Raw genomic sequence first — 21,516 nt, forward strand, 5'->3', positions numbered from 1 at the left:
AGAGAGCGGGGACGGGCGGCGGTCACGGGCGGAAGGCCCACGGCGGGCGGACGAGCGTGCACCCGGCCCCGTCCAGGGCGGGAGCCAGGCGCGGATCGGCGGCCAGTACGGCGAGATCGGTGCAGACCGGCACCGACGGCGCCGGGCCGTCGCTGCGGCCGGTGCGGCACAGCAGCCCGGCCGCGGACAGCAGCGAGGACTCCACCCGCTGCGCCCGGCCGGTCCGTTCGCGGGCCTCCAGCGCGGCCGCCGCACCCTCGGCGCAGAGCAGCCCGCCCAGCACGTCGCACAGCGTCAGCAGGGACGGCCGCACCGGCTCCCCCGGCGGGGTGACCAGGGCGGCGAGGCCGGAGTACGCCTGGACGGGGTAGTCGGTGCCGAGCGGCAGGCCCGGGCCGCGTTCCGTTCCGCTGCCGGAGGCCTGCACATGGACGAGCCCGGGGCGGACGGCGGCCAGCGACTCCGCGTCCAGGCCGAGGGCGGGCACCTTGGCGGGGGCGAGGCTGTGCAGCAGCACGTCCGCCGCGGCCACCGCGCCGCGGACGGCGGCCCGGCCCGCCGGGCTGCGCAGGTCGGCCTCCAGCACCTCCTTCCGCCGGTTGAGCGCCGCGAACCTGGCCGAGACCGGGCCCGCCATCGGCGGCACGCCGCGCAGCGGGTCGCCGCCCGGCGGCTCCACCCGCACCACCCGGGCGCCCAGCAGCCGCAGGACGTGCCCGGCGAGCGGACCCTGCACCCGGCGGGCCACCTCCACCACCGTCACGCCGTCCAGCGGGCCGCGGCCCGGCTCCGGCGGCCGCCCGGCTCCGGCGGTCGCCCCGCCCGGGGTGATCCGCCACGGCACCGCCGAACCGGTACCGGGTGCGGGCCCTGCGGCGACCGCGGTGACGGTGACCCCGCACTCGGTGGCCAGCGCGGCGAGCCGCCGGTACGGCAGGGTGGCGGCGGCCGCGCCCAGGTCCGCCGGCAGCGGGCAGACGGCGGTGGCGTAGCGCAGCTGGAACGGCCGCCAGGCCCGGGCGACCGCCCGGCGGTCCGCGCCCAGGGCGGCCCAGAACCGCTGCCAGCCGTCGGGCTCCAACGCCTCCAGCTCGAACCGCACCCCGTCCAGCGAGGTGAACGGCGGCCCGCCCGGCCCGGCCCGCTCCTCGTCCTCGGGGCCCTCGTCGGCGGTTGCCGCCGCCAGGTACTGGCCGACCGCGAGCAGCGCCGCCTGTGCGACCGACACCTCCACCATGGAGTGCGGCGCGCCCAGTCGGGCGGCCCGCAGTGCGGCCAGGGCGCCCGTGGCGGCGAGCACCCCGGCGGCCGCGGAGGCGAAGTCCACGCCCAGCGGCAGGGGCCGGCCGTACCGGCGGCCGTGCACGTGCATCAGGCCGCAGGCGGCCTGGACGTCCGCCTCGCCGTGCAGCGGCAGCGCGACGGGCCCGGCCCAGGAGATCCGGCAGCCGATCCGGTGCGGGCCGGCCGCCAGACCGAGGGTGCCGTCGGGGTGCCGCCCGGGGCGGTGGCCGAGCGCCCGCAGGTGCGCGGCGGCCAGGCCGAGGGCGACCCGGGGCGGTGCGGCGGCGAGTGTGCCGGCGGCCGTGCTCACGGGCGGCGGCCGTGGACGGTGTGCACCAGGTTGGAGCAGGCCCGGAAGTCCGGGTGCACCAGGATCTCCCGCAGCTCGGCGAGTTCGTCCTCGGTCAGCCCGGCGCGCAGCAGCGGCTCGCGCAGGTGGCGGGTGTTGTGGATCTGCAGCTGCAGACCGGGCGAGCCCGGGGTCAGCGCGGTGACGTACGGGACGGCCTCCACACCGGCGAAGCCGGCCCGCCGCAGGGCGGCGGCGCACTCGCGGCCCCAGCCCTGGTGCGAGCCGCGCTCGCGGAACGCCTGCAGCTTGGCGCGCTGGAACCGTTCGAACAGCTCCTTGGCGCGGGCGTTCGGTGCGAGCAGCACGGGCGCGTACTCGGCGTCGAACTCCAGCAGGTGCAGCACTCCGCCGGGCCGCAGTGCGGCGAGCAGCCGGCGGAGCACGGCCTCCCGCTCGGGCAGGTGGGAGAGGACCAGCCGGGCGTGGATCAGGTCGAACGCGCCGTCGGGCAGCGCGTCGTGGACGATGTCGTGGCGATGGACCTCCAGGTTGGGACGGGCCGGCACGGGCAGCGGCGCCAGGTCGGTGGCGAGCACCCGCCCGGCGGGGCCGACCCGGTCGGCCAGCCAGAGGGCGATGCTGCCGGCGCCGGCACCGACGTCCAGACAGTCCATGCCGGGGCGGACGCCGACGGCGACCAGCCGCTCGATGCTGATCGGGTCGAGCCAGGCCGCCAGGCAGCGGTGCTGTTCGGCGGCGTGGCTGCCGGTGTTGTCGAAGAGGTAGGCGGGGGCGAGGGTCATCGGTCTCTCTCCGGTCCGTCGGTGACCGGCGGACACTGGTCGGCCGGGGCGTGCGGGCTGTGCGGGCATCGCGGGCTGTGCGGGCGTGCGGGCGTGCGGTACTGCGGCGTTCGGGCGATGCCCGGGCGTTTGTCCAGAGGCGCGCGGGTTACGCGTACGGGCGCGCGCGGGGGCCTCCGGTGACGGCCGGGCGGTGCCCCCACGTGCCCCCCTGTGCGGCATCCGTGTGCCGCTGAGCACCCGCCCTAGGACACGGGGACGGGTCGGTCGGCCGCGTGGGCGAGCACCCGCCGGGCGGCGAGCCGGCCGGAGCGGACGGCGCCCTCGCTGCTCGGCCGGAGCATCACCCAGTCCCCGGCGTACTCGATCGCACGCGTGGGCCTGGCCAGGAAGGCGGCCCGCTCCCGGACGGCGGCGGGCGGCGCCTGCGGCAGGCCGTGGCGGTACCGGTGCACCAGGGTGCGGACGGTGGCCGCCCGCAGGCCCGGGAGGAAGCGCTCGGCCTCCGCGCAGGCGATCTCCACCACCCGCTCGTCCGGCTCCTCCAGCAGCTCCGGGCTCGTCCACGGCGAGACGAAGACGTTCGCCAGGCCGCGGCCCTCGGGCGCCCGGCCGCGGGCCTTGAGGTGGTCGAGGACGATCCCGGTGCAGACCAGGCTCTCGCCGGCCGGGACGGAGATCGCATAGCTGGGGCTGCGGGTCGGGCCGGGCAGCGGCCGGTCCAGCAGGCAGGCCACCTTGAGCATCGGCGCGTAGCTGCTCGCTGCCACGAACCCGCGCTCCTCGGGCGGGAGTCCGGGGTGCAGGGCGAGTGCGACGGGGGCCGGCACGGCCAGTACCGCCTGCCGGGCGGTGCACCGCGAGCCGTCGGCGAACTCCAGCAGCACCCCGCCGCCCTCCGGCCGGACGGCGGTCACCCGGGCCCCGAGGGCCACGTCCAGCCGGTCGGCGAGCGAGCGGGCCAGGGTGTCCATGCCGTCCCGGTAGGTCATCCAGCGCGCACCGGCGCCGCCGACCGAGAGCAGGGTGGCCACCATCGGCCCGATCGCCGAGGAGTCGGGCCGCCAGCCGAAGCAGTGGCTCGCCAGCGGCTGGAGCATCCCGTCGAGCAGTTCCTCGCGGCCGCCCGCACAGTACTGACCGAGCGTCAGCTCGCCGCTGGGTGCGGTCTCCGGGTGGTCCGGGTCGAAGCCGCGCCAGCGCAGGGCCAGTTCGGCGGTGAACCGGAGCCAGGCGAGCCGGCCGCGCCAGGACAGCCCGGCGCCGGTCACCAGCCCCCTGGGGTGGCCGAGATGAGCATGGGCGCGGCCGTGCCGCCAGAGGGCGAAGCCGCTCTCGACGACCGGGACGTCGGACTCGGGGATGCCGACCGCCCGGATCAGCTCCCAGGTGGCCTCGTACCCGGCCCCGGCGATGGTCTCGGCGCCCTCGTCGACCAGGTAGCCGTCCACGCGGGTGGAGGCCATCCGTCCGCCGACCCGCCCGGTGCCCTCGAAGACCCGCACCGCGCGCCCGGCGGCGGCCAGGTGGTGGGCGGCGGCGAGCCCGGCGATCCCGGCGCCGACCACGGCGACGTCCAGCTCGGGCGTGCCCTCGGCGGCGCTCATGTCCACCGCCCGCTGCCGAAGGCCGCCGCACCGGCGAGGAGCCGCTCGCGCAGCTCGTGCCGCCGGACCTTCCCGGTGCCGGTGCGCGGCACGGCGTCCCAGCCGAGCACCACCGGCTCGGCGAGCGGCGGCAGGTCGTGGACGGCCCGCCGCCAGCGTTCGCCGTCGAGTCCGCCGCTGCCGGTGACCAGCACCGGCAGCGGGCGGCCCCCGGCGACGGCGAGCAGCACCGCCTCCTCGACCTCCGGCAGCCGGTCGTGCAGCACGTCCTCGACCTCGACGCAGCTCAGCCCGGGGACCATGTCCACCTCGCGGTCGAGCAGCAGCAGCCGCCCGTCCCGGGTGCGGACGCCGAGGTCGCCGGTGTTGAACCACGGCCCGGACGCCTTCGCCTCCCACCGCTCCGGCTCGCCCAGGTAGCCGAGGCAGCGGGCGCCCGTCCGGGTCAGCACCAGGCCGGGTTCGCCGCGCCGCACGGGCGCCATGGTGGCGGGGTCGACCACCTTGAGCCGCACCCAGCCGGGCAGCGGCCGGCCGAGGTCCCGGGTGGTCGGGTGGCGCTGCTCGCTGTCCGCCAGCGCCCCGCGGGTGAGGAAGCGGAAGGTGAGCGGCCCGGTCTCGGTCTGCCCCCAGCCCTGCATCCACAGCGGGCGGCGCCGTTCGGAGGCGGCCAGGAAGGTACGGACGGTCGGCGGGTGCACCGCGTCGAAGGTCGAGATGTACAACCGCACGTCGCGGAACGGGTTCTGCGGCCCGGCCGCCAGCTGCTGCCAGCGGACGTAGGTGGACGGCAGCGCCTCCAGGATCGTCGGCGGGTGGCTGCGCAGCAGCGCGGCGGCGGTCGACGGGTCGGAGTCCGGCAGGATCGCGAAGGTGCCGGGCGCCCGCCAGAAGGCGCTGGCCGTCCAGGTGACCGCGCGGCCGTGGGCGAAGGAGATGGCGCTGGCGACGGTGTCCGGGCGGCGGGCGGAGAGCACCGGCCAGCGGCGCGCTTCGAAGGCGGCCAGCCGGCGGATCAGGGTACGGGTGGAGTGCACCACCAGCTTGGGCACGCCGGTGGTGCCCGAGGTGTGGTGGACGGTCAGCGGCGCGTCGTCGGGGCGGCGGTGGACGGCGGGCACGGGGTGGCCGCGCAGGTCGTCCGGGATCAGGGCGCCCTCGGCCGGCCCGTCCAGGCAGACGGTGCGGCGGGCCAGCCGGGTGAGGTCGTGGCCGGCCGACCCGACGGTGCCCAGTACGTCCCGCTGGGTCACCAGGACGGCGGGCTCCAGCCGTTGCAGCAGGACGGCCAGGCCGTCCGGCGGCACCCGGTCGGAGAGCAGTGCGGGCACCGCGCCGATCCGGGCGGCGGCGCAGGCGAGCAGCACGTAGTCCCAGTGGTTGCGCTTCACCACGGCGACCCGGTCGCCGGGCCGCGCGCCGGCGGCGGCCAGGCCGGCGGCGGTCTCCCGGACGAGGTCGGCGAGCCGCTCCGTCGTCCAGCTGGTGCCGCCCTCGGGGGCGAGGTCGAGCGGGCGGCCGAGTTCGACCCGGACCGGCGACCGTCGCTCGGCCAGCACCTCGAACAGCGGGCCGAGGTCCAGCGGCAGGGGCCTCACCAGGGCGGTCACGACAGACCCCCGGTGAGCGGGCCGGCGGCGGCCAGGTCCACGGCGACCAGCAGGGCGCAGCTCAGCCGGTGGAGGCGGATGCCGAGCCGCCGGGCGAGCAGGATCTCGCCCGCGACGAAGCCCTGGTACCACTGGCGGACCCGCAGCACGAGCACCGGCGCCATCACCGCCGGGAACCACCAGGGCGCCACGCCCGCCACGGCCGAGCCGACCACCAGCACCGCCTCCAGGGCCGAACAGCCCGCCACGAAGAGGGCGTTGCCGCGCGGCGGCAGGAGCACGGCGGCGGTCCGGCGGCCGACCGCGCGGTCGCCCGGGATGTCGTTGGTGTTGGAGTAGACGCCGAACAGCGCGGGGCCGAGGCCGAACACCAGCGCCTGCACGGCGACGAACCCGTCGAAGCGGCCGGTCAGCAGCCCGTACAGCGGCAGGACGAACAGCCAGCCCAGCGCGGCGAGGAAGAACTCCTGGAAGCCGTTGTAGCTGATCCGCAGCCACCACGAGTACTGGAAGCCGAAGACCGTCAGGGCGAGCACCCCGGCCACGGCCCAGGGCGGGCGTGCCGGGGCCAGGGCCGGCGCGGCCAGCCAGCAGAGGGCGCAGGCGGCGGTGGAGAGCCAGCCGAAGCGGATCGCCTGCGGCTCGGTGAGGGTGCCCGCGATCAGCGGCTTGCGGGCCAGCCGGCGGGCGGGCGCGTCCGGGCCGTAGTTGACCGCGTCGCTGCCGTCCCGGTAGCCGGTGACGTCGTCGAAGGTGCACATCGCGGCACTCATCGCGATCTCGCCGCCGAGGAAGAGCAGCAGGACGGCGAGGGTCGTCGCGGCGGTCGCGGCGGAGCCCCCCGGCAGCACCATGGCGGCGACCAGCGGGACGCTCAAGTAGTAGTCGTAGATGTCGAGTTTGGCCAGCCGGGCGTAGGCCCGCCAGGCGATCGGCGGTGATTCGGGGACGGCCGGTGCGGCGGCGTGCTCCACGGGATCGCTGTCCTCTCAACGGCGGCCTGGACCCGGGACGCAAGTGCCGCGGGGGCCGGAGATACGGGCCGACCGCGCTGACGGCGCGCCAATCCGCCGTGGCGGACGGTGAGTCGGCGGACTCATGATGGCATATGGATTCCGTTCGGATGCATTCCTGTGATGAGCGCAGGAACGGGTGGTCCGCGGTGTGTTCGTCCGCGGACCACCCGTGGCGGGAATCAGGCCGAGAAACTCCCCGCGCCACCCGGGACGTGGGTGCCGTAGCCGGGCCGGACGGTCACGCTCGGCCCGAGGCAGAAGGGGTTGCCGTAGACCTTCACCGGCCCGTCCGTCTGGTTCGCCAGCACATGTGCCAGGGCGGGCAGTTGGTTGCAGCCGGACGGATCGGTGTACACGTCCAGCGGCTGGAGCTCGGTGGAGAACACCGTCACCGTGCCGGTCGCCGCCCGTGGTGCCGGGGCGGCGCCGGTGAGCGCCAGAACGGTGCCGGCGGCGGCGAGGGAGGCCAGGAGGGTTCGCATGAATCGTCCTTCTGTCGAATCCGGTCCCGCATTTGTCCGCGGGATCGCCCCATCGATATCGTGCGCGTACGTTTCAGTTCCATTCGCGGCGTCGGACAATCACCCGCCCGGCGGAGGGAATCGAATATCCGTCCCGCGCCGCGGCCGGGGCACCCGGGCGGCCCCCGGCGGCGCGGTCCGGTCGGGTGACACGCCGGCACCACCGGTCGGCGGTCGGCGGCAATGCGCCCCCGGCCGCGTACGGTCGTTCCGGACGGACCCGCCCGGCGGCCCGGCGCACCCGGCACGGGCCGCGGCTCGGCCGCAGCCCCGGCCTCGGCCGGAGCGGGACCGTCCCGGAGGCGCCGGCCCGGACGGCGACGGCGGGACGAGCGCAGGAGGCACCCATGACACCGCCCACCCCGCCCGGCGCGGCCGAGCCGCCCGCGGAACCCTCCCCGCCGCCCCCGCCACGCCCGTCCGGCACCGGTGCGACCGCGCTCCAGGTGCTGCGCAACCCCCGGATCTGGATCCTCCCGACCGCGCTGACCGGCGTCGTCGCGCTGCTGCTCTCCCTGCTCTACATGGGCGGCATCCTCAACCCCCGGATCGACCTGCACCGGGTGCCGGTCGGCCTGGTCAGCGCCGACAAGGGCGCCACCGTCGACGGCAAGCAGCAGAACCTCGGTGCGAGCATCACGGCCGCCGTCGCCGCCGCACCCGACCCCGACGAGCGGGTCAACTGGCAGGTGCTCAGCCCCGCCGAGGCGCAGCAGAAGCTCGCCTCCAACCAGCTGTACGGCGCGCTGACGATCCCCGAGGACTTCACCGCGGCCGTCGCCGGGCTCGGCCAGCCGCCGACCGGCTCGCCCGCGCGCCCCACCGCCGTCGTCCTCACCAACCCGGGCTCGGGCAGCCTCGCCTCCTCCTTCGCCGCGTCGATCGCCACCGACGCTGCGCACCGCGCCTCGCTCGACCTCGGCAAACAGCTCACCGCCACCGCCGCGCAGCGCGCCGCCCAGCAGGGCACCCAGGTCTCCAACCCGTCCGCGCTGCTGCTGGCCGACCCGATCACCGTCGAGACCCGGGTCGGCCACCCGATCGGCCCGCACAGCGGCCTCGGCCTCAGCGCCTTCTACTACACCCTGCTGCTGGTGCTCGCCGGCTTCCTCGGCGGCAACGTCATCGGCAACGGCGTCGACGTCGGACTCGGCTACACCGACAACGAACTCGGCCCGTGGCACACCCGCCGGCGCACCGTCCCGATCACCCGCCGCCGCACCTGGGTGGTCAAGTCGGTGATGAGCGTCGGGATCTCGCTGCTCACCTCGGCCGTCATCATGCTGGCCACCGTCTCGATCCTCGGCATGGACGCCTCGCACCTGCCGCTGCTCTTCGTCTTCTCCTTCTGCGCCAGCGCCGCCGTCGGCCTCGGAGTGCAGGCGATCAACGCCACCTTCGGCGGCATCGGGCAGCTGGTCAGCATGTTCGTGTTCATCGTGCTGGCCCTGCCGTCCTCCGGGGCGACGATCCCGCTGCAGGCGCTGCCGGACTTCTACCGCTTCCTGGCCAGGTTCGAACCGATGCGGCAGCTGAGCGACGGCGTACGGGCGATCCTCTACTTCGACGCCCGGGCGGACGCCGGCCTGGCCCGCGCCTGGATCATGATCGGGGTCGGCACGGTGCTCGCCCTGCTGCTCGGCTGGGCGATGACCAGCTACTACGACCGCAAGGGCCTGCACCGGCTCGCGGCCGAGTCCTCCGCCTGAGGTGAACGGGCCGCTCGGCGCCTCAGCCCCGTTCGGTCCGGGGCCGGGAGCGGCGGGCGGGCCGCCACGGGCCGAAGACGTAGGCGATCGCCACCCCGAGCAGGGTCGCGCCGACCCGCTCCGCCGTGCGGCCCTCCGCCTGCGCCGGACCGGACTGCAGGAGCAGCAGCAGCCCCACGGCGGCGGCCGGGAGGACGCCCGGGGCGAGCGCCGCCGCCTGCCCGGGGTCGTCGTGGCCGAATACCGGCGCGGGCACCGCGTACAGCGCCCCGCGCAGGAACCCGGCCCGGGCCGGCGTTCCCGGGCCGCCGCCGGGGCGGTCGTCGTCCGGGAGGCTTCGTCGGGCATCGGCAGCTCCGTCCTGTGCGCACTGCCCCCACCGTGCACGCCGGACGGCCCACGCACCCCGCCCGCCACGCCGGGACCGCCCGAACGCGCTTCCCGCGAGACCCGGCGCAGCCGGCAGGGCTGTGCTCAGGAGCCGGTGAGGGGCCGGGTGGCGGCGAGCAGGTCGGGGTCCCGGGTGCGGGGCGGCAGGGTGTCCAGGCGGTCGCGCAGGCCGCGGAGTTCGTGGCGGACGAGGGCCGGGAGGGCGGGGGTGTCGGCCAGGGCGGGGGAGAGCAGGGCGAGGGCCGCGTCCGGGTCGCCGGCACAGAGGTGGCAGTCGGCCAGCCGGACGGTGAAGAGGAGGCGTGAGGAGGGGAGTTGGTCCGGCCCGAGCATGGCCAGGGCGGCGGTGGCCGCAGCGGCGGCGTGCCGGGCGGGCCGGGGATCCCCGACGGCGGCGGCGACGTCCCGCAGGGCGGCCGCCGCCCCGGCCTCCACCCGCAGCCGCATGGACGCGATGGAGAGCCAGGCGGCGTCCGCCTCGTCGGGTTCGCCGACGTGGTCGAGGTGCAGCCGGGCCCGGGCGATGTGCCGGACCGTCCCGCGGACGTCCCCGGTCAGCGCGTGCGCCCTGGCCCGGCCGATCCGGCCCATCGCACCGGCCCAGTGGCGGTCCGGTGCGGCCCGGCCGATCGCGCGGGCGTACCCGAGCGCCGCGTCGGCGTCGCCGTCGAGGCGGGCCAGGGTGCTCATGTCGCTCAGGGCGGCCACCTGGGTCGCCGGGTCGCCGGCCAGTTCGGACCAGGTGAGCGCCCGGTCGAAGCAGGCCATGGCGGTGGCCCGGCGGCCCTGCTGCATGCGCAGCACCCCGGCGGCGTGCGCGTACTCGGCGGCGAGCCGGGCCAGCGGTCTGCCCCGGGCGGCCGGGCCGGCCGCCAGCCGGGCGAGGACGGCCCGCAGCACGTGCTCCACCGTCTCCGCCGCGCCCGCCCGGACGGCCTGTTCACCGGCCCGCAGGTGTGCGGCGAGCAGGCCGGTGAGCGCGTGCACGGTGTCGGTGTCCGGTGGCGGTGAGCCGGGGCCCGCCGCACAGAACGCCGCCTGCAGCACCGCCATGTCGCCCGCGGGCGGCAGGACGCAGCCGGCGGCGCCGTGCAGCGGGCAGAGCAGGCCGTAGTCGGGTAGGCGCTCCGGCGGCGGCCCGGTGAGGAGGAGGGGTGTGCCGTCCGACGGCCATGTGTGCGGCGGCGGCCCGTGCGGCAGCGGCGGTCGGACGAGCGCCCGCGGCAGCGGCGGGCCGGCCGGCTCGCGCTCGTGGGTGCGACGGCAGGCCGCGCCCAGTTCGCCGCCCGCGCCGAGGAGTTCGTCGAGCCGGTCGGCGAGCCGTGGCGCGGTGCGGCGGCTGCCGCGCTCCAGCCGGCTGACCGCGGTGTGGTCGTAGCCCACGGCGGCGCCGAGTTGGGCCTGGGTGAGTCCCGCGGCGCGCCGCAGCCGCCGCAGGCGGGCGCCGAACTCCCGCCAGGACTCGACGGTCGGGTCCTGGGCCGAGGGGTACCGGCCGGACGGGTTCTCGTCGCCGGAGGTGCGGCCGTCGTCCACGGGCTGTCCTCCCCCTGCGGGATCCCTCGCGGGGCGCGTCGAGCTCCCCGGCCCCTCCGGACACCAGGACGGTACTGGAGGTTCAGGCCTCCGTCCATGACGTGGTCTCAACCAATTCCGGCCCAACCGCCGTGGAGGGGAGGCCGCTTGACGGAGTTTGCCAACTCCCGTGCGGCACGGCCGGATCCGTTGACCGGGGCATGACGGCGTGTGAGGGTTCCGGCACCCGAGCGCGGACCACCGCAGGCCGTCCCCCCGACAACGGCCCGCGGCGCGGACCGCCGGCCACCGCCGGCGGCACCGCACGCACCTGTGTCCGCGGTCGAGGACCCCCACCTTCGAGGAGCCTCGATGAACCGCAGATTGCTGACGGCCGGGACGACCCTGGCCGTCCTGGCCGGCCTGCTCACCGCCACCGCGGTGGGCCCGGCCGCCGCACGTCCCGGCCCGGCGGCCGACCCCGCCCCGCCGAACGCCCTGGCCGCCGCCGTCTCCGCCGCCGACCGCGCGGCCGCGGCCGGCCTGGACACCCTCGCCAAGGGGCCCGGCGAGAGCTACGAGCGGCACGCCGTCACCCCCTGGCTCGGCGGCCTCTACTCCGTGGCGTACGAACGCGGTTACCGCGGGCTGCCGGTGGTCGGCGGCGACGCCGTGGTGCTCGCCGACGGCCAGGGCCGGATCCGCGGCCAGCAGAACGCCGCACCCGGCGCGATCGGCGTGCCCACCACCACCCCCGCGGTGAGCGCCACCGAGGCCGAGCGGACGGCCCGCACCCGGCTCCCCGCCGTCGACGGCGCCGAACCGGCCCGCCTGGTCGTCAAGGTCACCGACGGCCGGGCCCGGCTGGCCTGGGAGTCCGTGCTCACCGGCCGGACGGCGACCGCCCCCAGCCGGCTGCACGTCTTCGTCGACGCCCGCACCGGCACCGTCCTCGACAGCCGGGACGACGTCCGCGCCGGCACCGCCAACAGCCGCTGGAACGGCCCCGCCCCCGTCACCATCAGCACCACCAACTCCGGTGGCTCGTACGCACTGCGCGACCCGAACCGGCCAGGTCTGAGCTGCGCCGACTACAGCACCGGCCAGGTGTTCACCAAATCCACCGACTCCTGGGGCACCGGCAGCCCGACCAGCAAGGAGACCGGCTGCGCCGACGTGATGTTCGCGGCGCAGAAGGAGTGGGACATGCTGCGGGACTGGCTGGGCCGCAACGGCCACAACGGCAACGGCGGCAGCTGGCCGGTCAAGGTCGGCCTGAACGACGTCAACGCCTACTGGGACGGCTCGTCGATCTCGATCGGCCACAACCAGGCCAACGAGTGGATCGCCTCGATGGACGTGGTCGGCCACGAGTTCGGCCACGGCATCGACCAGTACACGCCCGGCGGCGCCAACAACGAGGCCGGCCTCGGCGAGGGCACCGGCGACATCATGGGCGCGCTCACCGAGGCGTACGCCAACGAACCCGCTCCGTACGACTCCCCGGACTACACCGTCGGCGAGACGATCAACCTGGTCGGCAGCGGGCCCATCCGGGTGATGTACAACCCCTCGCAGGTGGGCGGCAACCCCAACTGCTACTCGGCGTCGATCCCGAACACCGAGGAGCACGCGGCGGCCGGCCCGCTGAACCACTGGTTCTACCTGCTCGCCGAGGGGTCCAACCCCGGTGGCGGCAAGCCGTCCAGCCCGACCTGCAACAGCTCGTCCGTCACCGGCATCGGCATCCGCGACGCCGGCCGGATCTTCTACGGCGGCATGCTGCTCAAGACCAGCGGCATGACCTACAAGCGGTACCGGACGGCCACCCTGACCGCGGCCAAGAACCTCGACCCGGGCTGTACCTTCTTCACCCGCACCAAGGCCGCCTGGGACGCCGTCAGCGTGCCCGCGCAGAGCGGCGACCCGACCTGCACGCCCTCCGGCACCAACGACTTCTCGCTCTCCGTCGGCCCGGCCTCCGGCAGTGTCCAGCCCGGCGGCTCCACCACGGCCACGGTCGCCACCGCGGTGACCTCGGGCAGCGCGCAGACGGTGGGCCTCAGTGCCTCCGGCGCGCCGAGCGGCGTCACGGTCGGCTTCAACCCGGGCTCCGTGCAGGCGGGTTCCTCCGCCACCATGACCGTCTCCGCCACGGCCTCCGCGCCGGCCGGAACGTACACCCTGACCGTCACCGGCACCGGCACCGCCGTGCACACCGCGCAGTACACGCTCACCGTGGGCGGCGGCGGCAACCCCGGCGGCGGCGCACCCGACATCGACGTCGCCAAGGTGCAGGCCCACCTGGCCCAGCTGAACACCGTCGCCAGCCAGAACGGCGGCAACCGCCGGGCCGGCAGCGCCGGACACAGCCAGTCCGTCGCCTACCTCAAGGGCAAGCTGCAGGCGGCGGGCTACACCGTCACCGAGCAGACCTGCACCGGCTGCACCTACACCTCCACCAACCTGATCGCCGACTGGCCGGGCGGCCCCGCCGACCAGGTCACCATGTTCGGCGCCCACCTGGACAGCGTCGCCGCCGGGCCCGGCATCAACGACAACGGCTCCGGCTCCGCCGTCCTGCTGGAGAACGCCCTGGTGCTCGCCCAGCAGAACCCGACCCTCACCCGACACGTACGGTTCGCCTGGTGGACGGGCGAGGAGCAGGGCCTGCAGGGCTCCAGCCACTACGTCTCCCAGCTGAGTCCGACCCAGCGTGCGGCGATCAGGGCGTACTACAACTTCGACATGGTCGGCTCGCCCAACGCCGGCTACTTCGTCAACAACCTCACCTCGGTCGCCGCCGCCCCGCTGAAGGCGTACTGGGACTCGCTGGGGCTGCAGCCCGAGGAGAACACCGAGGGCCAGGGCCGCTCCGACGACTACTCCTTCCAGCAGGCCGGCATCCCGACCTCCGGCTACGCGGCCGGCGCCAGCGCGGTCAAGACGGCCGCCCAGGCCGCCAAGTGGGGCGGCACCGCGAACCGGGCGTACGACTCCTGCTACCACCAGTCCTGCGACACCACCGGCAACATCAGCGCCACCGCGCTCGACCGCAGCGCCGACGGCGTCGCCTCCGCGCTGTGGAAGACCTCGGTCGGCGGAACGGTCCCCGGTGACGACTTCTCGCTCGCGGTGGACCCGGGAAGCGGCAACGTGGAGGCCGGCGGCACCACCACCGCCACCGTCGCCACCGCCGTCACCGCCGGCAGCGCCCGCACGGTCGCGCTGACCGCCACCGGCCTGCCGAGCGGCGTCACGGTGAGCTTCAGCCCGTCGTCCGTGCAGTCCGGCGCCTCGGCGGTGATGACCGTCTCGGCGGCCGCCGGCACCGCGGCCGGCACGTACTCGATCACCGTCACCGGCAGCGGCCCGGCCACCCACAGCACCACCTACTCCCTGGTGGTCGGCAGCGGGCCCGGCACCGGCACCTGGGCGGCCGGCACGGTCTACCGGGCCGGCGACACCGTCACCTACGCCGGACTGGGCTACGTCTGCCTGCAGGGCCACCAGGCCCAGACCGGCTGGGAGCCGCCGATCGTCCCGGCGCTCTGGCAGCGCATCTGAGAACCGGGACCGTGCCGCGGGACGCCGCCCGGCGCCCCGCGGCACGGCCGCCCACCGGGCGCCGCCCGGAAACCGGACTCCGGCGGGACACCGGAGCCGGGCGGCACCGCCCGGCGGACGGCCAGGGGGGAGGGCGGCAGGGGACCCGGGGGTGCCGGGGCCCCTGCCGCCCGCACCCGTCACCGGCACCGTCACCCCTCGGGAACGCGCCGCGGGCGACGGCCGTTGGACCGCCGGAGAGGGGTACGGGTGAGGACACGTCAGAAGGACCGCGAGGTCCCGGGGCCGCAGTCGCCGTGGGACGAGATCGTTCCCGGCCTGTGGATGGGCGGGCACTACTGGACGGACGCCGCGGGGGAGTTGCAGCTCGCCGCGGTCGGCGCCGAGTTCGACCTGGTGGTGAGCCTGTACGCCGCCCCGGGCCACGGGCCGGCGCCCGGCGTCGAGCACCTGGTCGCCGAGCTCCCCGACGCCCCGCTGACCGCCGGACAGCTCGCGGACGTCCAGCACCTCGCCCGGGCCGGCGCGCAGGCCGTCCGCCACGGCCGCACCGTCCTCGTCCGGTGCCACTCCGGCTACAACCGCTCCGGCCTCGTCGTCGCCCAGGCCCTGGTCGAGCTCGGGACGGAGCCCGCGGCGGCCGTCCGGCTCGTCCGGCGGCAGCGCTCCCCGTGGGCCCTGCACAACCGCGTCTTCGAGGACTACCTCGCCGTGGGCCTGGACGTGGCCGCCCTGCTCACCGGCCTGGACACGCCGGCCTGACGGGCCCGGCCGGCCCGGCCGACGCGCTCCCGGCTCAGGCCGGGGCGTGCAGGGCCAGCGTCCAGGTGTGCACGGTGTGCCGCCGGTGGTCGACGGGGTCGCGCTCGGCGACGATCGCGGTGAGGCGCTCGCCCTCGCGGCGCAGGGCGCTGATGTACCGGTGCCGGTCGTCCGCGGGGACGGTCGTCAACTCGGCCAGCACCGTGTGCTCCAGCCCGCGGCCGACGGCCCGCACCACCCCGTCGTCGATCACCAGCACGGTGCCGTCCTCCAGCACCACCGGCCGCGGCACCGTCGGATCGGTGAGCGCCGGGCCCGCCTCCACGACCCCGCCGGGGAGGAGCCGGACGACCCGGCTGCGGGTCGGGACACGGCGGTCCTGCTCCACCACCCGGATCCCGCTGCCGGTGACGAAGTGCCCGTAGCTGCGCCACGCGTCGACCTCGGTGCCGTCCCGGTCGTACTCCCGGGTGTCGAAGTGGTCGTAGCCCTCCAGACCCAGGAAGAACCGGCCGCCGCGCAGCACCGCGCCGCGCTCGCCGCGGAGTTCGGCGATCGGCCGGCCGTCCGCCAGGTCGAGCAGCAGGGCCGGGCCGAGGAAGCCCCACGGGGTGTAGGCGAGCGAGTCCGTGGTGACGAGCACCCGGCCCTGCGAGACGTACGCCGCGTTGGGGCGGGCCTCGCAGCGGTGCACCCAGCGGGTCCGGCCGGTGTCGTCGGTGCAGCGCACCTCGCCCCGCGCGCCGTGGACGCTCAGCCCGTCCCGCCGGACCAGCGGCCCGTCCGCACGCGGCCCCGTGTCGTACGGCGGCCGGCCGACCGCCGCGACGTGGTCGAGGACGGTGGCGCGCCAACCGGGCGACGTCCGCGGCCCGTCGGGCCCGTCCCGCTCAGGTGTCGACATGGCGGTGATGATAGGGCCTGTCCGGCCGCGGGGACGGACCGTCGTCCGCCGCCGCGCTCAGGGTGCGGTGGGCGGGTCGCCGTGGTGTGCCGCGAGGCCGGACAGGGTCTCGCCGAGCGGTGCCGCCACCCGGACGGCCGCGAACTCGTCGCCCCGGGTGGGGCCCTGGTTGACGATCGCGACCGGCTTGCCGGTGCGGGCAGCGTGGCGGACGAACCGCAGCCCGGACAGGACGGTCAGCGAGGAGCCGAGGACGAGCAGCGCCCGCGCCGCGTCGACCAGGTCGTAGCACTGCTGGACGCGTGGCTTGGGGACGCCCTCGCCGAAGAACACCACGTCCGGCTTGAGCACGCCGCCGCAGGCCGCGCACGGGGCGACGCGGAAGGCGTGCACCAGCTCGTCGGGCAGCTCGACGTCGCCGTCCGGGTTGATCCGCGAGCCGGTGTCCCGGAAGCCGGTGTTCAGCTCGGTCAGGCGGCGGTCCAGCTCGCGGCGGGTGCTCGTCCGGCGGCAGTCCAGGCAGACCACGCGGTCGAGGGCGCCGTGCAGCTCGACGGCGTCGACCGTGCCGGCCGCCCGGTGCAGCCCGTCCACGTTCTGCGTGATCACGCCCGTGACGCGGCCGGAGCGGCGCAGCTCCTCGACCGCGCGGTGGCCCGCATTGGGCAGTGCACCGGCGATGGACCGCCAGCCGACGTGGCTGCGCGCCCAGTACCGCCGCCGGCCGTCCTCGCTCGCGGTGAACTCCTGGTACGTCATCGGCGTGCGCGGCCGGGCCCGCCCGGTCTCCCCGCGGTAGTCGGGGATGCCCGACTCGGTGGACAGCCCGGCGCCGCTGAGCACGGCCACCCCGCCGTCGGCGAGCAGCCGCCCGACCTCCCGCAGGCCGTCGGCCGTCGCCGGCCCGCCGGGCGGCCGCAGCCCGTCCGCGGGGGGCTCGGCCCCGCCGGCCGCCGTGTCCCCGGTCATCGGTCGGATGCGCATGCCCCCGAGGATAGATCGCCCGCCCGCGGACCGCGGCGGACCGGCCCGGAACCGCCGCGGCCGGCACGCCGCCCCTGCGCTCGCCCCGCCGGTCGGCCCGCCGGTGCGACGGTGAACCAGGTGTGGTCGCTGCGCTGACCGGCGCACCGCCGCCCGCTGCCCGGCGCACCGCCGCCCGCTGCCCGGCGCACCGCCGCCCGCTGCCCGGCGCACCGCCGCCCGCTGACCGGCGCACCGCCGCCCGCCGCTGCCCGCTGCCCTCCGCCCTCCGCTGCCCTCCGCCCGCCGTCGCCCGGTGGCCCGAGCCGGACGTGGATGGCCGGATCCGCCAGAGACCCGTCATTGCAGCCACCGCCCCCACCCGGCGAGGATCGGGGCATGTCCCAACCGCACCGCGTGGTGGTCACCGTGTTCCCCGGCATCGAGATCCTCGACGCCGCAGGGCCGGCCGAGGTGTTCTCCGTCGCCACCCGCCTCCTCGCCGGCACCCGGCCCGGCTACCGGGTGGAGATCGCCGCGGCCGAACCCGGACCGGTCAGCACCTCCAGCGGCGTCCGGCTGCACGCCGACCTGACGCTCGACCAACTCGGCGGCGGCATCGACACCCTGCTGGTCGCGGGCGCCGTCGACACCGCCGACGGCCCGCCGGTCGCCCGGGTCGACCCCGTCGTCACCGACTGGCTGCGCGCCACCGCCGGCCGGGCGGCCCGGATCGGCGGCATCTGCGCCGGCGCCCACCTGCTCGCCGCGGCCGGTCTGCTGGCCGGCCGGCCCGCGACCACGCACTGGCTCACCGCCGCCCAACTCGCCGCCGAACACCCGGAGACCGAGGTCGACGCCGACCCGATCTTCGTCCGCTCCGGCCACCTCTGGACCTGCGCCGGCATCACCGCCGGCATGGACCTCGCCCTCGCCATGGTCGCCGAGGACCACGGCCAGGCGCTCGCCCTGGCCACCGCCCGCACCATGGTGATGTACGTCAAACGGCCCGGCGGGCAGAGCCAGTTCAGCGTTCCGCTGTCCGCCCCGCCACCGCCCGACGACCGGTTCGGCCCGCTGCTGCGGGTGATCGCCGAACAGCCCGCCGCGGACCTCTCCACCGAGGCGCTGGCCGCGCGGGCCGGGCTCAGCGTGCGGCACTTCTCCCGGCTGTTCGCCCGGCACACCGGCCGCACCCCCGCCGCCTACGTCGAGGGCACCCGGCTGGAGCGGGCCCGCCGGCTGCTGGAGGAGAGCGACCGCGCCCTCGCCGACGTCGCCCGCACCAGCGGCCTGGGCTCCGTCGAGACCCTGCACCGCGCGTTCCGCCGCGGCCTCAACACCACCCCCGCGGACTACCGCCGCCGCTTCCGCTGACCGGCTCCCCCTCCTGCCCCCGCGACCTCGCCCTCCTGCCCCCGCGACCTCGCCCTCCTGCCCCCGCGACCTCGCGCAGGGCCTCCTCGGCCTGCCCGCACACGGCGCCGGCCGCCGCACCCTCCCCTGGAGAACACCCGTGTCCCGTACCACCGTCACCCCCATCCCCGTGCTCGGCCGGCACGCCGTCAACGCCTACCTGCTCACCGGGCGGCGCCCGGTGCTCGTCGACGCCGGGATCCCCGGCAGCGGCGAGCAGATCCGCCGGCACCTGGAGCGGCTCGGCGTCGACCCGGGCGACCTCGCGCTGATCGTCATCACCCACGGCCACATCGACCACTTCGGCTCCGCGGCCGAACTGCACCGCCTCACCGGCGCGCCGATCGCCGCCCACGCGGCCGACCTGGGCCCGTACCGCAGCGGGCGGGTCCGCGAGCCGTACCTGCCCACCGGGCCGATGGGCCGCCTGATGAGCCGCGGCCGCCCGCTCCACGTCCGTGCCGAACCCTTCGAACCGCAGGTCCTGCTGCGCGGCGAGACGGCGCTGGACGAGTTCGGCATCGCCGCCCGGGCGGTGCCCACGCCCGGCCACACCGCAGGCTCGGTCTCCGTGCTCACCGACCACGGCGACCTGGTGGCGGGCGACCTGGTCGCCAACTCCTTCATGGGCCTGATCCCCGGCCGGCCGGCCAACCCGCCGTTCCACGACGACCCGCTCGGCAACCTCGACAGCCTGGACGCGATGCTCGCCCGCGACCCGGCCCGGCTGCACGTCGGCCACGGCACCCCGCTGGACCCGGACCGCGTCCGCCGCTGGGCCGCCCGCGAGCGCACCCGGCTGCTCCGCAGGGCCGCCGCCGGACGGCTCACCACCCGCGCCGACCTGCCGGACGGCGCCGACGCGGTGACCGTCGACGAGGCGCCCGCCGACTACTCGGGCCTCTCCCTTCCCGGGGCCTCCGACGGGTGAGGGAGCCGCGGGCGGACGGTGCTCCGGTAGGTCCGCGGACTCATCCCGGTGCTCCGCTTGAACCGGTCGCGGAAGGCGGTGGCCGAGCCGAAGCCGACCTGGGCGCCGATCCGCTCGACCGGGTGCGGGGTGGTCTCCAGCAGGTGCTGCGCCCGGCGGATCCGGGCCACGTGCAGCCACTGCAGCGGGGTGGTGCCGGTCTGCTCCCGGAACCGGCGGATCAGCGTTCGGGTGCTGACGCCCGCACGGGCGGCGATCCCGTCGAGGGTGAGCTCCCGGTCGAGGTTCTGCCGCAGCCAGTCGAGCAGCGGCTCCAGCGCGGCCCCGCCCGGCGCCGGATCGTGGTCGAGCGGGATGAACTGCGCCTGCCCGCCCTCGCGTTCGAGCGGGACGACGGAGAGCCGCGCGGCCTCCGCCGCCACCGCGGAACCGTGGTCGCGCCGGACCATGTGCAGACAGAGGTCCAGCCCGGCGGCCGCGCCCGCGCTGGTCAGGACCTGCCCGTTGTCCACGTAGAGCACGTCCGGGTCGACCGTGACCGCCGGATGGTCGGCCGCCAGCCGGGCCGCCGCGGCCCAGTGGGTGGTGGCGCGCAGCCCGTCCAGCAGCCCGGCGGCCGCCAGGACGAAGGTGCCCGAGCAGATCGACGCGATCCGGGCGCCGCGCGCCGCCGCCTCCCGCAGCGCGGCCAGGACGGCGGGCGTCAGGGCCGGATGCGGGTCGTCGGTGCCCGGCACCACCACGGTGTCGGCCGAGGCGAGCTCCGCCAGACCCCAGGGCGCCCGCAGCGCGAACGACCCGGCGTCGGTCTCCGCCTCCTCCGCGCAGACCAGCACCCGGTAGCCGGGACCGCCGCCGGGCAGCCGGGCCCGGCCGAAGACCTCCACCGGGATCGCCAGGTCGAAGGGGACCACCCGGGGGAGCGCGAGGACGGCGACGGTGTGCACGGTCGGCAATCTACCCGCCCGCCGCAGGCCGTCCGCCACCCCGTTCCCGCTGGTCCGCGCGGTGGCACGGCGGTGTCGCTATCCCGTTGAAAGCTGTCGCCCGGGCTCCTGTGGCGCGCCGCCGCCCGTGGATAGCGTCGAGTCGTCGCCGGCCGCGCCACCACCCCTCCCACCTGCTGAAGGACGCCCATGCATGCCCAGATCGTGCTCTTCGACGGTTTCGACCCGCTCGACGTCGTCGCCCCCTACGAAGTGCTGCACGCCGGCGGGACGGCGTCGGCCGGGGCGGTGACGGTCGAACTCGTCTCCGCCGAGGGCCCCCGCGAGGTGGTCGGCGGGACGGGTGGGCTGGCGCTGCGCGCCACCGCCGCGCTCGACCCGGACCGGCCCGGTCTCGTCCTCGTCCCCGGAGCCTCCGGCCGGATCGCCGAGACCGAGGAGACCGCCGATGCGCCTGGCGGAGGCGACGAGCCGATCCCGGTGCTGCTCGGGCGGACCCTGAGCACCGCCCTGCCCGGCCTGCTGGCCCGGGCCGTCGACAACCCGCGGACGACGGTCGCGACGGTGTGCGGCGGTTCGCTCGTCCTCGCCATGGCCGGACTGCTGGAGGGCCGCTGCGCCACCACCCATCACCTGGGCCTCGACCTGCTGGACGCCACCGGCGTGCACGCCGTCCGCGCCCGGGTCGTCGACGACGGCGACCTGGTGAGCGGCGCCGGTGTCACCTCCGGCCTCGACCTCGCGCTGTACCTGCTGGAGCGCGAGGTCGGACCGCAGATCGCCCGCGCCGTCGAGGAGTTGTTCGCCCACGAGCGCCGGGGCACGGTCTGGCGGAGCGAGGGCCCAGCCCCGGCCGCCTTCTGACCGAACCCGCCACGACACGCTGAACGAGGAGCACACCACCATGACCGTCACGCCCGTCGAAGGCACCTGGGACCTCGCCATCGCCACGCCCGTCGGCAGGATCGCCGCAGTGATCGAACTCCACCGGCGGGACGGCCGCCTGGCCGGCACCGCCCGCGGCGCGGAGGAGGAGGTCCCGCTCGACGCCGTCACCCTGGACGGCGATCGGCTCAGCTGGCGGCAGTCCGTCACCCGGCCGTTCCGCCTCAACCTGACGTTCGACGTCACGGTGGACGGGGACGCCCTGGCCGGCACCTCCCGCGCGGGCCGCCTCCCCGCCTCCAAGGTCACCGGCCACCGGCGGACCGGCCCCGGCACCGCCGCGGACTGACCCGCACCGCGGCCGGAACGACGGCCACACGGGTGCACCACCAAG

The 21,516-nt window shown here is 76.6% G+C and carries 18 protein-coding genes; 7 read left to right on the forward strand and 11 right to left on the reverse strand.

The genetic code is table 11. The annotated features are described in order from the left end of the window. Nucleotides 1-22: 22 nt before the first annotated feature. The 6 genes from IE98_RS0112175 to IE98_RS0112200 form a co-directional block, all read right to left on the reverse strand. Nucleotides 23-1,594, reverse strand: a complete 1,572-nt coding sequence (locus tag IE98_RS0112175) for a CoA transferase (RefSeq protein ID WP_030268102.1) — start codon at nt 1,592-1,594, stop codon at nt 23-25. Next, nucleotides 1,591-2,379: a class I SAM-dependent methyltransferase gene (locus IE98_RS0112180; protein WP_030268104.1), complete on the reverse strand. Its 789-nt coding sequence runs from the start codon at nt 2,377-2,379 to the stop codon at nt 1,591-1,593. The genes IE98_RS0112175 and IE98_RS0112180 overlap by 4 nt, the downstream gene beginning before the upstream one ends. A 245-nt stretch (nt 2,380-2,624) precedes the next feature. Beyond that, nucleotides 2,625-3,986 (reverse strand): protoporphyrinogen/coproporphyrinogen oxidase, encoded by a 1,362-nt coding sequence (locus tag IE98_RS0112185; protein ID WP_030268106.1) that lies wholly within the window; start codon nt 3,984-3,986, stop codon nt 2,625-2,627. Next, nucleotides 3,983-5,596, reverse strand: a complete 1,614-nt coding sequence (locus IE98_RS0112190; protein WP_234443517.1) for a class I adenylate-forming enzyme family protein — start codon at nt 5,594-5,596, stop codon at nt 3,983-3,985. The genes IE98_RS0112185 and IE98_RS0112190 overlap by 4 nt, the downstream gene beginning before the upstream one ends. Beyond that, on the reverse strand, nt 5,593-6,570 hold the full coding sequence (locus IE98_RS0112195) for a UbiA family prenyltransferase (RefSeq protein ID WP_030268109.1): 978 nt from the start codon (nt 6,568-6,570) through the stop codon (nt 5,593-5,595). The genes IE98_RS0112190 and IE98_RS0112195 overlap by 4 nt, the downstream gene beginning before the upstream one ends. Before the next feature lie 221 nt (nt 6,571-6,791). Then, on the reverse strand, nt 6,792-7,094 hold the full coding sequence (locus tag IE98_RS0112200; RefSeq protein ID WP_030268111.1) for a hypothetical protein: 303 nt from the start codon (nt 7,092-7,094) through the stop codon (nt 6,792-6,794). 386 nt (nt 7,095-7,480) lie between these two features. Here IE98_RS0112200 and IE98_RS0112205 point away from each other — a divergent pair, with 386 nt between their 5' ends. Beyond that, nucleotides 7,481-8,842, forward strand: a complete 1,362-nt coding sequence (locus tag IE98_RS0112205) for a DUF3533 domain-containing protein (protein WP_052390439.1) — start codon at nt 7,481-7,483, stop codon at nt 8,840-8,842. Nucleotides 8,843-8,864: 22 nt separating this feature from the next. Here IE98_RS0112205 and IE98_RS0112210 read toward each other — a convergent pair whose 3' ends face one another. Both IE98_RS0112210 and IE98_RS0112215 read right to left on the reverse strand, forming a co-directional pair. After that, entirely contained in the window at nt 8,865-9,098 is a 234-nt protein-coding gene (locus tag IE98_RS0112210) for a hypothetical protein (protein ID WP_030268114.1), read from the reverse strand. Between the two features lie 218 nt (nt 9,099-9,316). Next, the gene (locus tag IE98_RS0112215) at nt 9,317-10,768 is read right to left on the reverse strand and encodes a helix-turn-helix domain-containing protein (RefSeq protein ID WP_052390440.1); all 1,452 of its coding nucleotides are present in this window, start codon (nt 10,766-10,768) and stop codon (nt 9,317-9,319) included. A gap of 351 nt (nt 10,769-11,119) precedes the next feature. Here IE98_RS0112215 and IE98_RS0112220 point away from each other — a divergent pair, with 351 nt between their 5' ends. Beyond that, nucleotides 11,120-14,314 carry a M28 family peptidase gene (locus tag IE98_RS0112220; RefSeq protein WP_030268118.1) on the forward strand — a complete coding sequence of 1,065 codons (3,195 nt, stop codon included), beginning with the start codon at nt 11,120-11,122 and terminating at the stop codon, nt 14,312-14,314. 249 nt (nt 14,315-14,563) lie between these two features. After that, complete coding sequence (locus tag IE98_RS0112225) at nt 14,564-15,076, forward strand: protein-tyrosine phosphatase family protein (RefSeq protein ID WP_030268120.1); 513 nt, start codon at nt 14,564-14,566, stop codon at nt 15,074-15,076. Nucleotides 15,077-15,110: 34 nt separating this feature from the next. Here the strand turns inward: IE98_RS0112225 and IE98_RS0112230 are convergent, their stop codons facing one another. Together IE98_RS0112230 and IE98_RS0112235 are read right to left on the reverse strand one after the other, a co-directional pair. Then, on the reverse strand, nt 15,111-15,980 hold the full coding sequence (locus tag IE98_RS0112230; protein ID WP_030268122.1) for a hypothetical protein: 870 nt from the start codon (nt 15,978-15,980) through the stop codon (nt 15,111-15,113). Between the two features lie 57 nt (nt 15,981-16,037). Then, nucleotides 16,038-16,964 carry an NAD-dependent protein deacetylase gene (locus IE98_RS0112235; RefSeq protein ID WP_078660959.1) on the reverse strand — a complete coding sequence of 309 codons (927 nt, stop codon included), beginning with the start codon at nt 16,962-16,964 and terminating at the stop codon, nt 16,038-16,040. A gap of 378 nt (nt 16,965-17,342) precedes the next feature. On the opposite strand from IE98_RS0112235, the gene IE98_RS0112240 reads away from it, so the two are divergent. Both IE98_RS0112240 and IE98_RS0112245 read left to right on the forward strand, forming a co-directional pair. Beyond that, the gene (locus IE98_RS0112240) at nt 17,343-18,320 is read left to right on the forward strand and encodes a GlxA family transcriptional regulator (protein WP_030268127.1); all 978 of its coding nucleotides are present in this window, start codon (nt 17,343-17,345) and stop codon (nt 18,318-18,320) included. Between the two features lie 139 nt (nt 18,321-18,459). After that, on the forward strand, nt 18,460-19,290 hold the full coding sequence (locus IE98_RS0112245) for an MBL fold metallo-hydrolase (RefSeq protein WP_078660960.1): 831 nt from the start codon (nt 18,460-18,462) through the stop codon (nt 19,288-19,290). Here the strand turns inward: IE98_RS0112245 and IE98_RS0112250 are convergent. Beyond that, nucleotides 19,251-20,237, reverse strand: a complete 987-nt coding sequence (locus IE98_RS0112250; RefSeq protein WP_030268132.1) for a GlxA family transcriptional regulator — start codon at nt 20,235-20,237, stop codon at nt 19,251-19,253. The two genes, IE98_RS0112245 and IE98_RS0112250, sit on opposite strands and share 40 nt — an antisense overlap. Before the next feature lie 189 nt (nt 20,238-20,426). Here IE98_RS0112250 and IE98_RS0112255 point away from each other — a divergent pair, with 189 nt between their 5' ends. Next, on the forward strand, nt 20,427-21,101 hold the full coding sequence (locus IE98_RS0112255) for a DJ-1/PfpI family protein (RefSeq protein ID WP_030268134.1): 675 nt from the start codon (nt 20,427-20,429) through the stop codon (nt 21,099-21,101). Nucleotides 21,102-21,141: 40 nt separating this feature from the next. Beyond that, entirely contained in the window at nt 21,142-21,471 is a 330-nt protein-coding gene (locus IE98_RS0112260) for a hypothetical protein (protein ID WP_030268136.1), read from the forward strand. The last annotated feature ends 45 nt before the right edge of the window (nt 21,472-21,516 follow it).

This window comes from Streptomyces sp. NRRL B-24484 (genome assembly GCF_000717715.1).
Classification (GTDB): domain Bacteria; phylum Actinomycetota; class Actinomycetes; order Streptomycetales; family Streptomycetaceae; genus Kitasatospora.